General features: G+C 69.4%; 14 protein-coding genes and 2 pseudogenes. 7 read left to right on the top strand and 9 right to left on the bottom strand.

The annotated features are described in order from the left end of the window. The 7 genes and pseudogenes from FXN61_RS22425 to FXN61_RS22395 all read right to left on the bottom strand — a co-directional run. On the bottom strand, positions 1-838 hold an 838-nt coding region (locus FXN61_RS22425; protein ID WP_167976010.1), incomplete at its 3' end, for a hypothetical protein. Between the two features lie 153 nt (positions 839-991). Beyond that, a complete protein-coding gene (locus tag FXN61_RS22420; RefSeq protein ID WP_281360581.1) occupies positions 992-2,074 on the bottom strand; it encodes an Hsp70 family protein in 1,083 nt (360 codons plus the stop codon). A gap of 74 nt (positions 2,075-2,148) precedes the next feature. Beyond that, a pseudogene (locus FXN61_RS54455) lies at positions 2,149-2,514 on the bottom strand (Hsp70 family protein); the annotation flags it as partial. Between the two features lie 13 nt (positions 2,515-2,527). Beyond that, complete coding sequence (locus FXN61_RS22410; RefSeq protein WP_167976009.1) at positions 2,528-4,069, bottom strand: SPFH domain-containing protein; 1,542 nt, start codon at positions 4,067-4,069, stop codon at positions 2,528-2,530. Positions 4,070-4,259: 190 nt separating this feature from the next. Further along, positions 4,260-4,763: pseudogene (locus FXN61_RS22405) on the bottom strand (alcohol dehydrogenase catalytic domain-containing protein); the annotation flags it as partial. 17 nt (positions 4,764-4,780) lie between these two features. Next, positions 4,781-6,082 (bottom strand): serine hydroxymethyltransferase, encoded by a 1,302-nt coding sequence (glyA, locus tag FXN61_RS22400; protein WP_376770701.1) that lies wholly within the window; start codon positions 6,080-6,082, stop codon positions 4,781-4,783. Between the two features lie 214 nt (positions 6,083-6,296). After that, the gene (locus FXN61_RS22395) at positions 6,297-7,076 is read right to left on the bottom strand and encodes an IclR family transcriptional regulator (RefSeq protein WP_188135358.1); all 780 of its coding nucleotides are present in this window, start codon (positions 7,074-7,076) and stop codon (positions 6,297-6,299) included. Positions 7,077-7,207: 131 nt separating this feature from the next. Here FXN61_RS22395 and FXN61_RS22390 point away from each other — a divergent pair, with 131 nt between their 5' ends. Then, the gene (locus FXN61_RS22390) at positions 7,208-7,525 is read left to right on the top strand and encodes a bifunctional 3-phenylpropionate/cinnamic acid dioxygenase ferredoxin subunit (RefSeq protein WP_167976008.1); all 318 of its coding nucleotides are present in this window, start codon (positions 7,208-7,210) and stop codon (positions 7,523-7,525) included. Next, the gene (locus FXN61_RS22385) at positions 7,522-8,676 is read left to right on the top strand and encodes an NAD(P)/FAD-dependent oxidoreductase (RefSeq protein WP_167976007.1); all 1,155 of its coding nucleotides are present in this window, start codon (positions 7,522-7,524) and stop codon (positions 8,674-8,676) included. The genes FXN61_RS22390 and FXN61_RS22385 overlap by 4 nt, the downstream gene beginning before the upstream one ends. A gap of 10 nt (positions 8,677-8,686) precedes the next feature. Here the strand turns inward: FXN61_RS22385 and FXN61_RS22380 are convergent, their stop codons facing one another. Further along, positions 8,687-9,475 (bottom strand): SDR family oxidoreductase, encoded by a 789-nt coding sequence (locus tag FXN61_RS22380; protein ID WP_167976006.1) that lies wholly within the window; start codon positions 9,473-9,475, stop codon positions 8,687-8,689. Between the two features lie 62 nt (positions 9,476-9,537). Here FXN61_RS22380 and FXN61_RS22375 point away from each other — a divergent pair, with 62 nt between their 5' ends. From FXN61_RS22375 to FXN61_RS22360, 4 genes are read left to right on the top strand one after another with little or no spacing between them, the layout of a single operon-like run. Further along, entirely contained in the window at positions 9,538-10,836 is a 1,299-nt protein-coding gene (locus FXN61_RS22375) for an MFS transporter (RefSeq protein WP_167976005.1), read from the top strand. 5 nt (positions 10,837-10,841) lie between these two features. After that, complete coding sequence (locus FXN61_RS22370; RefSeq protein WP_167976004.1) at positions 10,842-11,456, top strand: TetR/AcrR family transcriptional regulator; 615 nt, start codon at positions 10,842-10,844, stop codon at positions 11,454-11,456. A 47-nt stretch (positions 11,457-11,503) separates the two neighbouring features. Then, positions 11,504-12,076: a TetR/AcrR family transcriptional regulator gene (locus tag FXN61_RS22365; RefSeq protein WP_167976003.1), complete on the top strand. Its 573-nt coding sequence runs from the start codon at positions 11,504-11,506 to the stop codon at positions 12,074-12,076. Continuing rightward, positions 12,073-12,942: an SDR family NAD(P)-dependent oxidoreductase gene (locus tag FXN61_RS22360; protein ID WP_312877921.1), complete on the top strand. Its 870-nt coding sequence runs from the start codon at positions 12,073-12,075 to the stop codon at positions 12,940-12,942. Before FXN61_RS22365 ends, FXN61_RS22360 begins: the two co-directional genes overlap by 4 nt. 2 nt (positions 12,943-12,944) lie before the next feature. Here FXN61_RS22360 and FXN61_RS22355 read toward each other — a convergent pair whose 3' ends face one another. Next, positions 12,945-14,531 carry a phospholipid carrier-dependent glycosyltransferase gene (locus FXN61_RS22355; RefSeq protein WP_246291865.1) on the bottom strand — a complete coding sequence of 529 codons (1,587 nt, stop codon included), beginning with the start codon at positions 14,529-14,531 and terminating at the stop codon, positions 12,945-12,947. A 150-nt stretch (positions 14,532-14,681) separates the two neighbouring features. Here FXN61_RS22355 and FXN61_RS22350 point away from each other — a divergent pair, with 150 nt between their 5' ends. Then, a complete protein-coding gene (locus tag FXN61_RS22350) occupies positions 14,682-15,656 on the top strand; it encodes a serine hydrolase domain-containing protein (protein ID WP_188135357.1) in 975 nt (324 codons plus the stop codon). The last annotated feature ends 22 nt before the right edge of the window (positions 15,657-15,678 follow it).

The following is a 15,678-nucleotide window of genomic DNA, read 5'->3' as shown; positions in this document are numbered from 1 at the left end:
GCAGCCGGTCGACCTTCGATCTCAGCCCGTCCCGGACGCGTGCCCACGACTCGGACAGCGGACGCGACTCCAGCACGTCCAGCGCGTCGGGCAGCCGGTGCGCGACAGTCGCGGCGAAGTAGGCCTCCTTCCACGACGCCTCGTCGCGGGCGACCCACACCGCGTACGCGACAGCCTCGGGGTCGGAGGACAGGCCCGCCGCCGCACACCGTTGGGGTTCTGCCATGTCCCGTACTGCCGTATAGCCGCACACGACAGCCGCGGTCAGGTCGGCCACCAGCTCGTGCGCGAGTGCCGCGGCCAGACCGCCCGGCTCCACCGCCCACAGGCGGACGAGCGCGAGAACGCCCCGCTCGGCGTCCGCCGCCCGGCCGCGAGAAACGCGCAAGCGTTGTCGCCGTGCCTCCACCTGGGCCGCCGTGGTGTCCGCGCCACGCAGTTCCGGGGTGCGGGACAGGTACTCCCACAACGACATGTGCGAGAGGTCGGCCAGGTGCTCCCGCAGCGTCGGCCATCGCTTGGGCTGCACCGGTTGTGGCAGCGGGACGGGCTGACGCACGACTGCACCGGCGGCTTCCAGTGCTGCCATGACGTCCGGTCTGCTCCACCTGCCTGCCGCTGAGCGCACGAGCGCGGCGACGTCCTCCTCGGTCATGGCGGGCGCCCCGTGCAGGCGGTGGCGCACGACCTCGACGAGCACCTGGTGGTCGCGCTCGACCGACTCCCGGTGGCGGGCACGGCTCGCGGGATCGCCCAGCACCGCGGTGGCCGTGGCGTGGGAGGAGTGCAGGCGTTCGCAGGCCACGGCGTACTGACGCAACTCGGGCGCGCCCACCACGCGGGTAGATCAGCGAGCGCCCTGTCCACATCGGACTGTGCGGGGTGTGGCGGAAGCCGGTACACCCGGAAGTAGTTGCGGTGCGGCGACCACCCGCCCTGAACGGGCACGAGTACATCGTCCACATAGGACTCATCGGTGAACGCCGTCATGTCAGCGGCAGATTCCGGGCAGCGGTGCGCTCATCTCGTCCTCGGACATCGCCCCGGCCACCTCGGCCTCGAGCCGCAGGCTGGCGTTGTGTGCGCGGACGTGCACTTGCAGGACACCGTTGCCGCCCAGTTCGAAGCCGATCTCCACCCGCGCGCCCTTCGGCAAACCGGCGGGCAGGCCGGCGATCTCGCCCTCGACCAGGCTGACGTGGTCCGCCGGATCGTCGGCCAGGTCGTCGAGCACGAATCCGGTGGCGGACTCGTAGACGCGGATGACCATGCGGCGCTGGCCGTCCCGGATCGTGCACACCTCGTGGTGCCGCACGGAAGGGACGTCGGCGCCGGGCGGGATCACCCACAGCACGCCGTGCCCGCGCCCGGGATCGGCGTCGTCGCGCACCACCGCCACCCCGTATCCCTTCGCCGTGACGGTGCCGATCTCGTCGCCGTCGTCATGTCCGAGGGCACGCCACGCCAACCGTGCCGCACCCTTGGCGACGGTGTGGTCGGCGTCGTGGGCCAGCAGGGCGGGCGGCAGCTCCGGCAGTTCCTCGGCGAGCCTTCGTGCCACGGCAGGGGTGCGGGCCATGCCACCGGACAGCAGCAGATCGTCGATCTTCTCGACGCCGTGCCGCCGTGCCAGCTCGAGCGCGTCGCGGGTCAGTTCGATGGTGCGGTCGAGCAGGTCGGCCGTGGCTTCCTCGTACTCGTCACGGGTGATCGTCACGGCCTGTTCCGCGCCGCCGGGGCCTTGGATCAGGGTGGAGTGCCGGTCGGCGCCGGTGAGGGCGATCTTGAGCTGCTCCACCTGCCGCATCAGACCGCCCATCAGCTTCGGGTCGCGGCGCAGTGAGTCCGCGGAGTTGGCCCGCGACAGCATGAGCGAGGTCAGTCGCCGGTCCCAGTCCGCTCCGCCCAGCCGGTGGTCCCCGGTGATGGCCACGACCTTGGCCGGGCTGTCCGGCTCCACCCGGATGACGGTGACGTCGAACGTCCCGCCGCCGAGGTCGTACACCATCGCGGTGCGCTCGCCGCCGCGGTGCAGATCGTGGGCCACGGCCGCCGCGACGGGTTCGTTGACCAGGTCGAGCAGGTTGAGCCTGGCCAGCTGGGCCGCCTGGGCGGTGGCCTTGCGCTCGGCGCGCCGAAGTAGGCGGGAACGGCGACGACCGCGTCGGCCACCGGCCCGGTCTCCGGCACCGGGAGACCGAGGTGCCGCAGGGCGTCCTGGACGATCTTGATCAGGATCACCGCCGACACCTGCTGCGGGTGGTACCTCCTGCCGGCCGCGTCCACCGTGACCTCTGCCCTGCCCATCTCGCGCTTGATCAGGGAGACGACCCGGCCCGGCTCCTGGTCGCGGCGAGCCACGGCCTCGCTCCCGACCAGCGCTGTGCCGTCCTCGGCGAAGTAGACCACCGACGGCGTGATCGACTCGCCCTCGGAGTTGGGCAGCACCACCTCGCCTCGCCGGTCGATCGTGGCCACGCACGTGTAGGTGGTGCCGAGATCGATGCCGAGCACCGGTCTGGCCGGCTCATGTCGCGTCACCTGGCTTCTTCCCTCCCTCCGCGGGCGGCAGCACACCCGGGCTGATGTCGAACACGTCGAGCTCCGTCATGGGGTCGAACGTGGGCACCGTGATCCGCTCCGCGGGCCGCTGCGGCGCGATGGGGACGGCGCTTGTCGCACCACCGTTGACGATGACGGTCGGCTGGTTGGCGCTGCCGATGATCGCTTGGAGCCGCTCGAGTGCGCGGCGATCGAGTCCGTACAGGTCGGACAGCGCCTGCTCGTGGGCGATGAGCTCTTCCCTGCGCACCTCCAGCTGCTTGCGCTGGATGTCGTTGATCACGTGCTGGTTCGCCAGCTCCTGCTCGAGCTGCCGGAACTGCTGCTCCCGCTGCACGAACTTCCGGTACTCGTGGTTGAGCTCGTCGGAGGCGAACCGGATCGCGCCGATCGTCGTCTCTCGGGCGTTGACCTGGAGCTCGGACAGCGCCTGGCTGATCTGGATCATCAGCTTTACGCGGACGTCGGCGAGCCCGTGGATGAACTTGTCGATCTCGCCGCCGCTGGTGCGTTCGGTGAAGTAGCCCTTGACCTTTTCCCCGAGCACCCTGCCGACGAACCGCTTCACGGCCGTGGACTTGCGGTCGCCGACGTCACCTTGGGCTTCCTCGCCGAACCGCTTGACGAGGTGAGGCGCGGCGTGTGGCGGGATGGACAGCGTCTGGCTCAGGTCGACCTCCAGCTCGAAACCCTGGATGGTCACTCGGAGCGGTCCGAGTTCCGAGTCGTAGCGGTCCTCGCTCCCGGACTTCTCACCCCAGGTCAGGGTGAGCTCACGGGTCGGGATGTGCACGACCCTGGCGAACAGCGGGTTGATCGCGTACTTCGCGCCACCCGGCAGGATGTCGGTCTGCGGCCCGCTACGGCCGCCGTTGGCCAGGAACACCCACGGTTTCTGGAAGTTCTCGTGGCCTTCCACCGAGGGTGCGGGCAGGTCCAGGTCGTCGGGAGGCGGTGCGCCGGTGACGATCACGACCCCGACGTCCTCGCCGTCGACCGACAGGAGGTGCAGGTCTTTGTCCTTGACCGAGAAGTCGTCAGGCAGATTGTCCACTGTGTACACGTCGAACAGCTCCGGGGCGATGGCGTACTGCTCGCCGCCCCGCAGGAGCGCGGGCTGCACACCCTTCTCGCCGTGGGCGAGGAACTTCGCGATGTCCTGGAAGTGGTCGCACTCGACGTGCGTGGCCAGCTCCCGGCTCGCGGGCACGCTGGCGCCCATCCTGGCCTTGACCAGCCCCACAGTGCCGACCGGGACGCTGACGTAGTCGTGCTCGCGGATGTCGTACAGCCACGGCCACAGCGGGAGCACCTGCCCACCTCGCCTGATGTGCGTGCGTCGCAGCACGTCCTGTTCCGGCGACAGGTTCGGCTGCGGCAAGACCCATCTGCGGGTGACCACGGCGAACCGGTGCACCGGCAGGTGGCGCATCCTGCGCAGGACGTACGCTGCCAGGCCGATGAACAGGGCCGCCAGCAGGACGAAGACCACGATGGTCACGATCATGAGAACTCGCTCCTGATTCGCTGGTACAGCGCGGAAACAGTGATGTTCCAGGTGTCGAACCACGAGCCGGCGGGGAGTTCGTGGCGCAGGGTGGGGAAGAAACCGGATCCCGGGTTCGCCACCCAGCTCGTGTAGTCGGAGGGAATGGTCAGCGGGTCGCCCCAGCCGAACAGGTGCGCGAGGTCGGCCAGATGCCCGCCATGACACCGCAGCCGAGCAGGCCCGCGACCTCCGCCGGTGCCCTCGGGTCGACCTTCGTGCACTGTCCGCTGTGGACGAGCGTCTTCTCCGCGAACGCGCCGATGCCGAGTGCCGGCGACAACGGGGTGCCGTCCACCAACGTCATGGGCTGGGAAGCGTTGTGGGTGTTGAAGCAGTACTGCGGCCGCCCCCGCAGGCACGAACGGCACGAGCCGCACACCGCGCGCCAGTTCAGAATGACGAAGTCACCCGGCGCCAGGTCGGTCACGCCGTCGCCGACGGCCTCCACGACACCCGCGGCCTCGTGGCCCAGCAGGAACGGGAACTCGTCGTTGATGCCGCCCTCGCGGTAGTGCAGGTCGGTGTGGCAGACGCCGCACGCCTGGACCTTCACCAGTGCCTCGCCGGGGCCGGGGTCCGGCACGAGGATGGTCTCGACCGAGACCTTGGCTCCGCGCCCCGCCGCCACGACACCGTTCACCGCATGTGCCACTTGCTTCTCCTGACTCGTCAGAGGTGCGGGTAGAGGGGGTTGTTCTTGGCCAGCAACGCGACACGGGCGGACAGGTCCACCTCGGCCGTCTCGTCGAACGAAGGCTTGAGCGCGGCGGCGATGATGTCGGCGACCTCGGCGAAGTCCTCGGCCGTGAAGCCGCGGGTGGCCAGCGCGGGCGTGCCGACGCGCAGGCCGGAGGTGACCATCGGCGGGCGCGGGTCGAACGGGACCGCGTTGCGGTTGACCGTGATCCCGATGCGGTGCAACCGGTCCTCGGCCTGCTTGCCGTCCAATGAGGACTCGACCAGGTCCACCAGAACGAGGTGCACGTCGGTGCCCCCGGAGAGGACCTTCACCCCGGCCTCCGCGCAGTCGGGTCGCGCGAGCCGTTCGGCCAGAATCCGGGCACCCTCCAGCACCCGCTGCTGACGTTCGCGGAACTCCTCACCCGCCGCGATCTTGAACGCCACCGCCTTGGCCGCGATGACGTGCTGCAACGGCCCGCCCTGCTGGCCGGGGAACACCGTGGAGTCGACCTTCTTGGCCAGCTCCTTCGTGCACAGCACGACTCCGCCTCTGGGACCGCCGAGCGTCTTGTGCGTGGTGGTGGTGACCAGGTCGGCGAACGGCACGGGGCTCGGGTGCAGTCCCGCCGCGACCAGGCCGGCGAAGTGCGCCATGTCCACCATGAGCTTGGCGTCCACGGCGTCGGCGATCCGGCGGAACTCGGCGAAGTCGAGCTGCCGCGGGTAGGCGGACCAGCCGGCGATGATCAGCTTCGGCCTGGTCTCCAGCGCCAGCCGCTCGACCTCGGCCATGTCGACGCGGCCGGACTCGCGATCCACGTGGTAGGCCACGACGTTGTAGAGCCGGCCGGAGAAGTTGATCCGCATCCCGTGCGTCAGGTGACCGCCGTGCGCCAGGTCCAGCCCCATGATCGTGTCACCGGGCTGGAGCACCGCCGCCATCGCCGCGGCGTTGGCCTGCGCGCCCGAGTGCGGCTGGACGTTCGCGTGCTCTGCACCGAAGAGAGCCTTCACGCGCTCGATCGCCAGTGCCTCGATCACGTCGACGTGCTCGCACCCGCCGTAGTACCGGCGTCCCGGGTAGCCCTCGGCGTACTTGTTCGTCAGCACCGATCCCTGCGCCTGCAGCACTCCCACGGGCGCGAAGTTCTCGGAGGCGATCATCTCGAGCGTCGACTGCTGGCGGTGCAGCTCGGCGCGGATCGCGGTGGCGACCTCGGGGTCGAGGTCGCCGAGGTTCTGATCCAGGACTGTGCCAGAAACGACTGGGCTGGAAGCGGAGAGTGACAACGGGCCGACCCTTCCGAGCGAGTTCCGTAATACGCAACGTTGTTCGCATTATGCAACTGCAGGGCATCACGGTGCGGCCAGTTCGAGGCGTTGTCAAGCCCCTGTCGCACGGACGGAGGCATCCGAAACGCTGACGTACCGGGTGGTCACAGCCCTGAAACAGCAACGAGCCCCCGGCGGAGGGCCGGGGGCTCGTCGCGTTCGGGAACGCGTGTCAGACGGGATGCCCCATGCGGACGGACAGGTCGCGCGACGCCGTCCGCAGCTCCTCGACGACCTCGGGCATGCGCTTCTGCGAGAGCCGGTAGGCAGGGCCGGCGGCGCTGATCGCCGCGACCACGTCGCCGTGTGAACCGAACACGGGCACCGCGACCGCGTGCAGCCCGGCTTCCAGCTCCTCCATGCAGGTCGCGAACCCGTCCTCGGCCGTCCGCCGCAGGACGGTGCGCAACCGCACCGGATCGGTGATCGTGCGCGGGGCACAGGGCTGCAGGTCGCCGGACAGCACGCGTTCCTGATCTTCCGGCGAGGCCGCGGCCAGCAGGACCTTGCCGCTCGACGTGGCGTGCAGAGGCGTGCGCTGACCGACCCAGTTCTGCGCCGCCACCGCGGAGCTTCCGCGCGCCTGGCTCACGTTGAGGGCGACGTCGTCGTCGAGGACCGCGATGTTGACGGTCTCTCCCAGCCGTTCCGCCAACGCCGAACAGACCGGGCCGCCCACCCGCACGTAGTCGAGCTGACCGGTCACCGCACCGGCGAAGCGGAGCATGCCGATGCCGATCCGGAAGGGGCCGCGTTCGCCGTCCTGCTCCACCAGTTCACGGGCCTGAAGTGTGTAAACAAGTCTGGACGCCGAGGACTTGTGCACGCCGAGCTCGGCGGCGATCTCGGTGATCCCCGCTTCACCGTTGCGGGCCAGCAGCTCCAGAACGGCTACCGCCCGATCGACCGATTGCACGAGCGCCGCGTCGCGCCCCTCCCCGTTGTTGCCCATGACGCAACGTTAACCGATGAAAACAACAGGTTGATCAGCCCAAACGCTCCTTGACGCACTTCCCCGTCCTGAGTCATCCTGCTGTTGCGTATCGCACATCGTGTTCCGTAATACGCAACGGAGGGTTTTAGATGATCACCGCTTGCGCCGTCGACGACCTGCCCGTGGGTGAGTCGATGCGTATTTCCGGCGAGGTCGCGATCGCCGTCTTCAACGCGGACGGCGAGATCTACGCCATCGACGACACCTGCAGCCACCAAGACGCCTCGCTCTCCGAGGGCTGGTTGGAGGGCTGCTTCGTCGAATGCCCGCTGCACGCCGCCCTCTTCGACCTCCGCACCGGCGTCCCGACTTGCCTGCCGGCCAAGAAGCCGGTGCGCACGTACTCGGTCGTGGTGCAGGACGGCATGATCTACGTGGACACGCGGAGCCGCGAGGCCGTCGCATGAGGACGGTCGCCGTGGTCGGCGCGTCGCTGGCCGGCCTGCGTTCCGTGGAGGAGCTGCGAAAGCAGGGCTTCGACGGTCGCATCGTGGTGATCGGCGAAGAGGTCCACGCTCCCTACGACCGGCCGCCGCTCACGAAGGCGTTCCTCGCGGGCACCCTTCCCGCAGCCGAACTCGCGCTCTCCGACGACGACTTCGCGGCCGAGTGGAAACTCGGGGTCCGTGCCGATCGTGTCGACCCGTCCACGGGCTCGGTGCACCTGTCGAGTGGCGAGATCGTGCGCACGGACGGACTGGTGATCGCCACCGGCGGCCGTCCGCGCGCGTTGCCCGGCACCGCTGCCATGAGTGGCGTGCACACCCTGCGCACTCTCGACGATGCCGTTGCGCTGCAAGCAGATCTGCGTCCCGGCGCCCGCGTGGTGGTCGTCGGCGCCGGCTGGATCGGGGCCGAGGTCGCGTCCACCTGCCGTGCGCTGGACCTCGACGTGACGGTCGTCGAGGCTGCCCCGGTGCCGATGGAACGCGCGCTCGGGGCGACGTTGGGCGCGCTCTGCGCCGATCTGCACACGGACCACGGCGTCGAACTGCGCCTCGGCGTCGGCGTCGCCGCCTTCGCGCACAACGGTTCCAGGGTGACCGGGGTCGTGCTGCGCGACGGCTCCCACCTCCCCGCCGACGTCGTGGTGGCGGGCATCGGCATGGAACCGGCGACCGGCTGGCTGCGCGGATCGGGCCTCCCGCTCGACAACGGAGTGCTGTGCGACACCGGCTGCGTCACGTCGATCCCGTCGGTGGTCGCGGTCGGCGACGTCGCCCGATACCGCACCCCTCTCGGCGGTCACGTCCGCCACGAGCACTGGACGAACGCCTCGGAACAACCTGTCGTAGCCGTCCGCAACCTCCTTGCGGGCGCGACGATCGAGACTTTCCGGCCGTCCGGTTACGTCTGGTCGGACCAGTACGGGGTCCGTCTGCAGATCGCGGGCGAGACGGCAGGCGCTGACGAGATCGCCGTGATCGACGGTTCGCCGGACGACCGCAAGTTCGTCGCCGAGTTCCGCCGCTCCGGCCAGCCCGTCGGCATCTTCGCCATGAACAACGCCAAGCTGTTCGGCCGGATGCGTCGTCAGCTCGCCGCCGCCACGGGGTGACACCGCCGTGTCAGAGGGATCCCAGGAGAGCGGCCATCCGCTTCTCCAGGTGAGGGCGGATCTCCTCGCCGGTGAAGATCCACGGTGACCGGGCCTCCACCCCCGCCACGACCATCTCTCCCACGGCGTCGACGCCGGGACCGCTCCTGATGAACGCCTCGACAGCGGGCACGAGGTCATCGCGCAACGCCACGGCGGCTCCCCCGTCCGACAACCGGGTGTTCCGCACGATGTCCGTGTCGACGGGACCGGGGCACAACACGCTGACGTCGATGCCGTGCTTGGCCACGGCCAGGCGCAGCGACTCCGAGAGGCCGACCACCGCGAACTTGGTGGTCACGTACAGCACGTTCGGGTCCGCCACGAGCCCCGCACCCGACGCGGTGTTGACGACGTGTCCCGCACCGCGCTCGATCATGCGCGGCAGGAACGTCTGAATCCCGTTGATCACGCCGGACAGGTTGACGGCGAGGGCCAGATCCCACTTGTCGTAGCGCAGCTCCTCCGCAGTCGAGAACGGCACGATGCCGGCGTTGTTGAACAACAGGTCGACGTGCCCCAACGCCTTTTCGGCCTCGTCCGCGGTCACGGCGAACGCGGCACGGTCGCGCACGTCCAGCCGGTAGGTCTCGACGACCGTCAACCGCGACAACTCCTCAGCGCTGCGGGACAGCGCGGCCTCGTCGACGTCCGCCAGCGCGAGGCTCACGCCCCGCCTGCCCAGCGCACGCGCGATGCCCAGGCCGATTCCTCTGGCGCCGCCGGTGATGAAGGCGACCGAACCCGTCCAGTCCCTCATGGGATCACCTCTCTATGTTGGAGTGATGACACTGTGCTGACCAACACAGTAGCCTGCTCAGCATGGGTTCGAAGTCAGAAGAAGGTCACGTCGGCACAGTCCCGCCGACAGAGGCGGACTCCCCGATGACGCTCGGCGAGGTCCTGTCCGCAGGCGGGCGCTCGACGCTCGGTGTCCTCGTCGGCCTGCAGGTGCTCGACAGCGCCGACAACGTGATGTTCGTGGTCTTCGCACCGGAGATCAGGGAGTCGCTCGGCATCAGCGCGGCCGCGATCGCCGTCGTCGGCGCGCTCGCCGGGGTCATGGTCTCCCTCGCCGCACTACCGCTGGGCCTGCTCGGAGACCGGCACCGCCGCACCACGATCGCCGGGCTGTGCACCCTCGCGTGGGCAGCGGCGGCCGGCGTGCTCGGCCTTGTGCAGAACCTCTGGCAGGCAGCCGTGATCCGCGTCGTCGCGGGCATCGGCAAGGCCAACGAGGGACCGATCCAGGCGTCACTCCTGGTCGACGCCTATCCGCCGGCCGGGCGTGGCCGGGTGCTCGGCCTGCACCGCGGCGGTCAGCCACTGGGCATCGTGACCGGCCCTCTCCTGGCCGCGGCCTTCGCGGCGGTGATCCCCGAGGAGCACGAGCCGTGGCGCTGGGCGTTCGCGTTCCTCGCCATACCGGCGCTCCTGCTCGGGCTGGCCGCGTTACGCCTGCCGGAACCGGACCGGGGACGGTCAGCGGTGCCGCCGCGCGGCGCGTTCACGCGGTTGAGGAAGATCCGGACGTTCGTCCTCGTGATGGTCGCGCTGGGCGCGTTCGGCATGTGCGTGACGACGGTGCCGATCTACCTGAACCTCGTCCTGGAAGACCACCTCGGGCAGAGCGCCGCGGCCCGTGGCGTGATCACGTCCGTCTGCGCGGTCGGCGGACTCGCAGGCGCGGCGCTCGGCGGGTCCCTGAGCGATCGCCTGTTCCGGCGCAGCCCCAAGGGATGCGTCCACCTGGCGGCCGTGGCACTCACCTTGCTGGGCATCGGGTTCGCGGTGCAGGCGTACGCACCGGACGTCACGACCTACGTCGTCATCGGGATGGTCACCCAGGGCATGACCTTCGCCGGCATCATCCCGTTGAGCCTCGTCGTGGCCTCGGTGACACCGCCCGAGATCCGAGCGACGGCGTTCGGACTGGTGGGCATCTACCTCGCACTCGTCGGCGGGCTCGGTGGCGCGCTGCTCACCGGCGTGGCCGAGTCGTTCTGGGGTGTGCGGACCGCTGTCGCCGTGGTCGCACCGGCCGCCTCCGTCCTCGCGGGCGTCGTCCTGATCTTCGGTGCGCGTCACGTGCTTCACGACATCGCGCGAGTCGTACGATGACCGCCGTGAACTCCCCTGGGCCGCGCCGGATCGACGAGATCGGCGAGGAGAGCCGCCGCCGCATCCTGGACGCCGCCGAGGAGCTCTTCGCCGAACGCGGCTTCGACCGCACGTCCTTTGTGGACATCGCGAAGCGGTCCGGCATAAGCCGCGGCTCGATCCCGTGGCACTTCAAGAACAAGGACGGTCTCGTGATGGCCGTCGTCGAGCGCGTGATCGAACGGATCTGGCCCGCCGAGCGCTACGAGTCCGTCCCGTCGCTCACCGAGGTGTTCGGAGAGACCGCCGAGCTGCTGCGCAGCGGCAACTCGGCGCTGGTGTTCATGATCCTGGTCGAAGCGCTGGGCGACCGGGGTGTCGTGCACGAGCAGTACCGGGAGTTCTTCTCCCGGCGGCGCGAGGGAATCGAGGTCCTGCTGCGCCTGCGACGTCCGGCGGACGTGGATCCCGACGTCGCCGCCGAGCAGGAACGCGCCGCCGCCGTCGCGCTCAACGGAGCACTCCTCGGCATCCACCTCCAGGCCCTCGTCGATCCCGACAACGTGGACCTCGACGCCGCTCTCCTGTCGATCGCGACGATGTTCGACAAGAACATCGCCGACGTGTGGCGCAGCCAGTAAAACCAGAATGATTTCAGTTTCAGAACCGTTCCGGCTATTGTGGGCGCATGACAGCCGGACGACGTGACCGCAAGAAGGCGGCGACCCGCAAGGCGCTGGCCGACGCGGCGCTGAAGCTCTTCCTCGAACGCGGCTACGACAACGTGACGGTGAAGGAGATCGCCGAGGCCGCGGACACCGCGGTCGCGACGCTGTTCGCGCACTTCCCGGCCGGCAAGGAAGCGCTCATCCTCGACGACAGCGGCGAGCGTGAAGCGTCCTTGACGGCCGCGGTTCGGGAGCGCCAGGAAGGCACCTCCGTGCTTGACGCGCTGTACGCGTTCTTCGCCGACAGGGCTCCTTTCAGGCTGGACCTGCCCGAGGAGTACCAGCGCCGCATGGATCTGGTCATGAGCACTCCGGCGCTGTGGGCCTACGCCCGCACGGTCTGGGTCGCCTGCCAGGACCCTCTCGCCGCGTTGCTGGCCGAGGCCGCGGGACTCGAGGAAGCGGACGACTCCCTGCACGCGCTGGCCCGCTACGTCCTGGAAACCCCTGATCTGGCCTCGTCCCGGCCGGACCGCGGCGCCGCTCTCGCCCAAGCTTTCACCCACCTCAAGCAAGGATGGCCCGGCCTGTGAACGTTCTCGTCACCGGCGGCAACGCCGGCATCGGCTACTTCACCGCCGAACAGCTCGCCGAGGCAGGGGCCACCGTCGTGCTCGGCAGCCGCTCCAGGACCAAGGCCGGAGCAGCAGCCGACGCGATCCGTGCCCGCGTGCCCGGCGCCGTCATCCGCCACATGCCGCTGGACCTCGGGGACCTGTCGTCGTTGAAGTCCTCTGTGGACAGTCTCGAAACCGGCCTCGACGCCGTCGTGTTCAACGCGGGCATCGCGCTGGATGCTCCAGACCGGCGCGAGAGCGTCGACGGCCACGAGCTGATGTTCGCCACCAACCACCTCGGGCACTTCGCGCTCACCTGCTGGCTGGCTCCGCTGCTCGACGGTGCCCGCGTCATCACGGTGGGCAGCTTCGCCGCGCGCTCCGAACGCCTCGACCTCGACGACCTGCAGTCCACCGGCTCCTACGACCCGAAACGGACCTACGGACGCTCCAAACTGGCTCAGATGAGCTTCGGTTTCGAGCTAGACCGCCGTCTGCGTGCCGCGGGCAGCAGTGCGATGAGCATCGTCGTCCATCCCGGCGGAGCCCTGGACTCCCTGACCCCCGCCCGGCCTGGGGTCCACACGCGACCGGCCTCCACACGGCTCGCTGGCGTGTTGTTGCACGGCAAGGACGCCGGCGCCCGTCCCGCTGTACGAGCTGTGCTGGATCCCGACGTCGAAGGCGGGCAGCTCTGGGGCCCGCGCCAGTTCGGGCTGCGTGGAAAGCCCCATCTGGAACGACCGCACGCACACATGACCGACCCCGGCACCGCCGCGGTGCTGTGGGAGAAGAGCAGTGAACTGACCGGTCTCGACCTGGACGAGGCCCTCGGCCGGTAGCTCTACGGCCTGCGGAAGATCGTGATCGAGTGGCCGACCTCGTCGATCGGTGTGCTGGTCCTGATCAGTGCCCGGAGTCGTTCGTCGGCCTTGGCGATGGCGGAGTCCGACACGACGAGCAGCCCGCGCACCTGGTCCGGTGGCACGGTTCGCGGGTCGGCCGCGTCGATCCCGTAGTGCTCCGGCACTCCGCTTCCCTTGTAGACGAGCCAGGTTCGCTCGTCCGGGTACCGCTTCAGGCGGTCCGCCAGCCGGCCGAGGTCCTGTCCCCAGTCGACGTTCGAGTCGTGCAGGTGCAGATGGGTCTTCGCTGGCCCGCCGAACGCCTCGTTGGAGTACGGCAGGTAGTAGGGGAACGCGAGCAGCGAACTGACCGCGACCAGTCCGGCCGCGGCCACAGTCCACCGGCGGCGTACGAGCACCACAGCGGCAGCCGCGACCGCCAGGAACATGGGCACGAAGATCGCGTACCGGACGCCGAGGTCGCGGCTGCCGCTCATGGCCGCGGCGAGCAGCACGGCCGTGGGAGCGAGGACGTAAGGCGCCGCCGTGCGCAGCCTGGTGACGAGGACGACGACTCCGGCCAGCCACAGCACGAGCGCGCCCAGCGGCGTCTTCACAAGCAGCGCGGCCGGCAGGTAGTACCAGCGCGAACCTTCGTAGTGCGTGCCGAACAGGTAACCGCCCCACACCCGGTTCTCGAAGCCGAACTGCACGCGCATCCCGTCCCGGTACGGCTCGGGGAACGGCAGCCAGTCGACGAACGCGGCCGGCAGGTTCGGTGGCGTTTCCCAGCGCAGCAACGGATCCACGGCGAGGTACGACACCCACACCACGGCGACCGCGATCAGTGTCATGGTGACGAGGTTGCGCGTGCGGTGCCGAGTGGACAGTGCGGCCAGCACCAGCAGCACCGGAACCGCAGCCAGGGTGTTCATCTTCGTGGCGAGGGCCGCGCCGAGGGCAAGTGCCGCCAACGGGAGGTAGATCGCGTTGTTACGGGCGCGCCACAGCATCCAGACCGACGTCAGCAGGAAACCGGCCGCCGGTACGTCGAGCGTCGCCAGCGATCCGTGCGCGATGAGGTCGGGCGAGAACGCGTAGAGGGCCAGCGCCACCAGCCCGCCCGCCCTGCCTGTGAGGTCACGGGCGAACTGGAGGACGACGAGCCCGAACAACAGCGTCAGCACGATCATCGGAAGCCTGGCCAGCAGCAGCAACCGTCCGGGATCGTTGCCCGACTCGTACAGGACGTGCCGGCCGAGCTCCGTCTGGTCGCCGGCGAAGTTCGGATCGAGACGCACGTCGGCGAACGCCAGCCCCGTCGCCATGATCAGCTTGCCGAGCGGAGGGTGCTCCGGGTTGTACCGGAGGCTGTGCTGCTCCAGCTGGACGACCGCCGCGCTCACGTAGACCGGCTCGTCGATCGTCGGTGTCTGCTGGACGGCCGTCGTGATCATCGCGATCGCCATCTGGGCCAGGAGCACGACCACGACCAGCGCGAACAACCCCCGGCGGCGCGCAACCGGCGGCAGTTCGCCGGTGTGCACTTCGACGGTGCGTGGCGACTCGATCGTGGCGAGCGACAACCCGGGGTCCTCTCACGTCTGTGAACAATCCCAGCACTCTGGGAACGGGATGCCCGGCGGTTTGGTTGTCAAGCATCCCGCCCCTGCTGCCGGTCCGCTCAGCGGAAAATCCGCTTCGGCACCCGGAAGAAGCGGGTCTACCCTGCGCCCATGCCGCTGGAGGACGTTGACAAAATCGCCGAGGGAACCGGCTTCTCCGGCGTGGTTCAGATCGACCACGCCGGCGAGATCGAGTTCGCGAAGGCCTACGGGCTCGCCAACCGCGCCTACCGCGTGCCCAACACGGTGGACACCAGGTTCGGCATCGCCAGCGGCGGCAAGGGTTTCACCGCCCTGACCGTGCTCTCGCTGGTGCGGGACGGCAAGCTGACGCTGGACACCACCGCGCGATCCCTGCTCGGCGAGGACCTTCCGCTCATCGCCGACGACGTCACCGTCGAACACCTGCTCACCCACACGTCCGGCATCGGCGATTACCTCGACGAAGAAGGCGACTGGGAGGCCAACGACTACGTCATCGGCGCGGCACACGTCCTGACCACCACCGAGGCTTTCCTGCCGTTGCTGGACGGGATTCCCACCAAGTTCAAGGCCGGCGAACGGTTCGGCTACTGCAACGGCGGCTACGTGGTCCTCTCCCTGCTGGCGGAACGGGTCAGCGGCACCGCCTACCACGACCTCGTGCGGGAACGCGTGCTCCGCCCGGCCGGCATGACCAGGACCGACTTCCTGCGCTCCGACGAACTGCCCGCCGACGCGGCCGTGGGCTATCTCGACGGGCTCGACCGCTCCAACGTCTTCCACCTGCCCGTGCTCGCGACCGGCGACGGCGGCATCCACACCACGGCGGGCGACATGTCCACGTTCTGGCGCGCGCTCTTCGCCGGCGCCATCGTGGACGACGTCGAGGAAGTGGTCAGGCCGCGCCACGACGTGCCAGAGGAGTCCCTCCGCTACGGCCTCGGTTTCTGGCTGCACCAGACCAGCGACACCGTGATCCTGGCCGGGTACGACGCCGGCGCGTCGTTCAAGTCCACACACGACCCGCACACCGGCACCACCATCACCGTGCTCTCCAACACCTCACCCGGCGCCTGGCCGATCGCCCGCGCGCTCATGTCCTGACAACACCGTCCTGACGGCACTG

Source organism: Lentzea indica (assembly GCF_012184385.1).
In the GTDB taxonomy this organism is placed as follows: domain Bacteria; phylum Actinomycetota; class Actinomycetes; order Mycobacteriales; family Pseudonocardiaceae; genus Lentzea; species Lentzea indica.
Note: the sequence above shows the minus strand (reverse complement) of the source record. Positions and strands in the feature narration are given on the sequence as shown.

Excerpts from the sequence above, each read along its gene's own strand:
- FXN61_RS22410 (WP_167976009.1), bottom strand. The coding sequence starts at position 4,069 with ATGATCGTGACCATCGTGGTCTTCGTCCTGCTGGCGGCCCTGTTCATC.
- FXN61_RS22395 (WP_188135358.1), bottom strand. The coding sequence starts at position 7,076 with ATGGGCAACAACGGGGAGGGGCGCGACGCGGCGCTCGTGCAATCGGTC.
- FXN61_RS22390 (WP_167976008.1), top strand. The coding sequence starts at position 7,208 with ATGATCACCGCTTGCGCCGTCGACGACCTGCCCGTGGGTGAGTCGATG.
- FXN61_RS22385 (WP_167976007.1), top strand. The coding sequence starts at position 7,522 with ATGAGGACGGTCGCCGTGGTCGGCGCGTCGCTGGCCGGCCTGCGTTCC.
- FXN61_RS22380 (WP_167976006.1), bottom strand. The coding sequence starts at position 9,475 with ATGAGGGACTGGACGGGTTCGGTCGCCTTCATCACCGGCGGCGCCAGA.
- FXN61_RS22375 (WP_167976005.1), top strand. The coding sequence starts at position 9,538 with ATGGGTTCGAAGTCAGAAGAAGGTCACGTCGGCACAGTCCCGCCGACA.
- FXN61_RS22365 (WP_167976003.1), top strand. The coding sequence starts at position 11,504 with ATGACAGCCGGACGACGTGACCGCAAGAAGGCGGCGACCCGCAAGGCG.
- FXN61_RS22350 (WP_188135357.1), top strand. The coding sequence starts at position 14,682 with ATGCCGCTGGAGGACGTTGACAAAATCGCCGAGGGAACCGGCTTCTCC.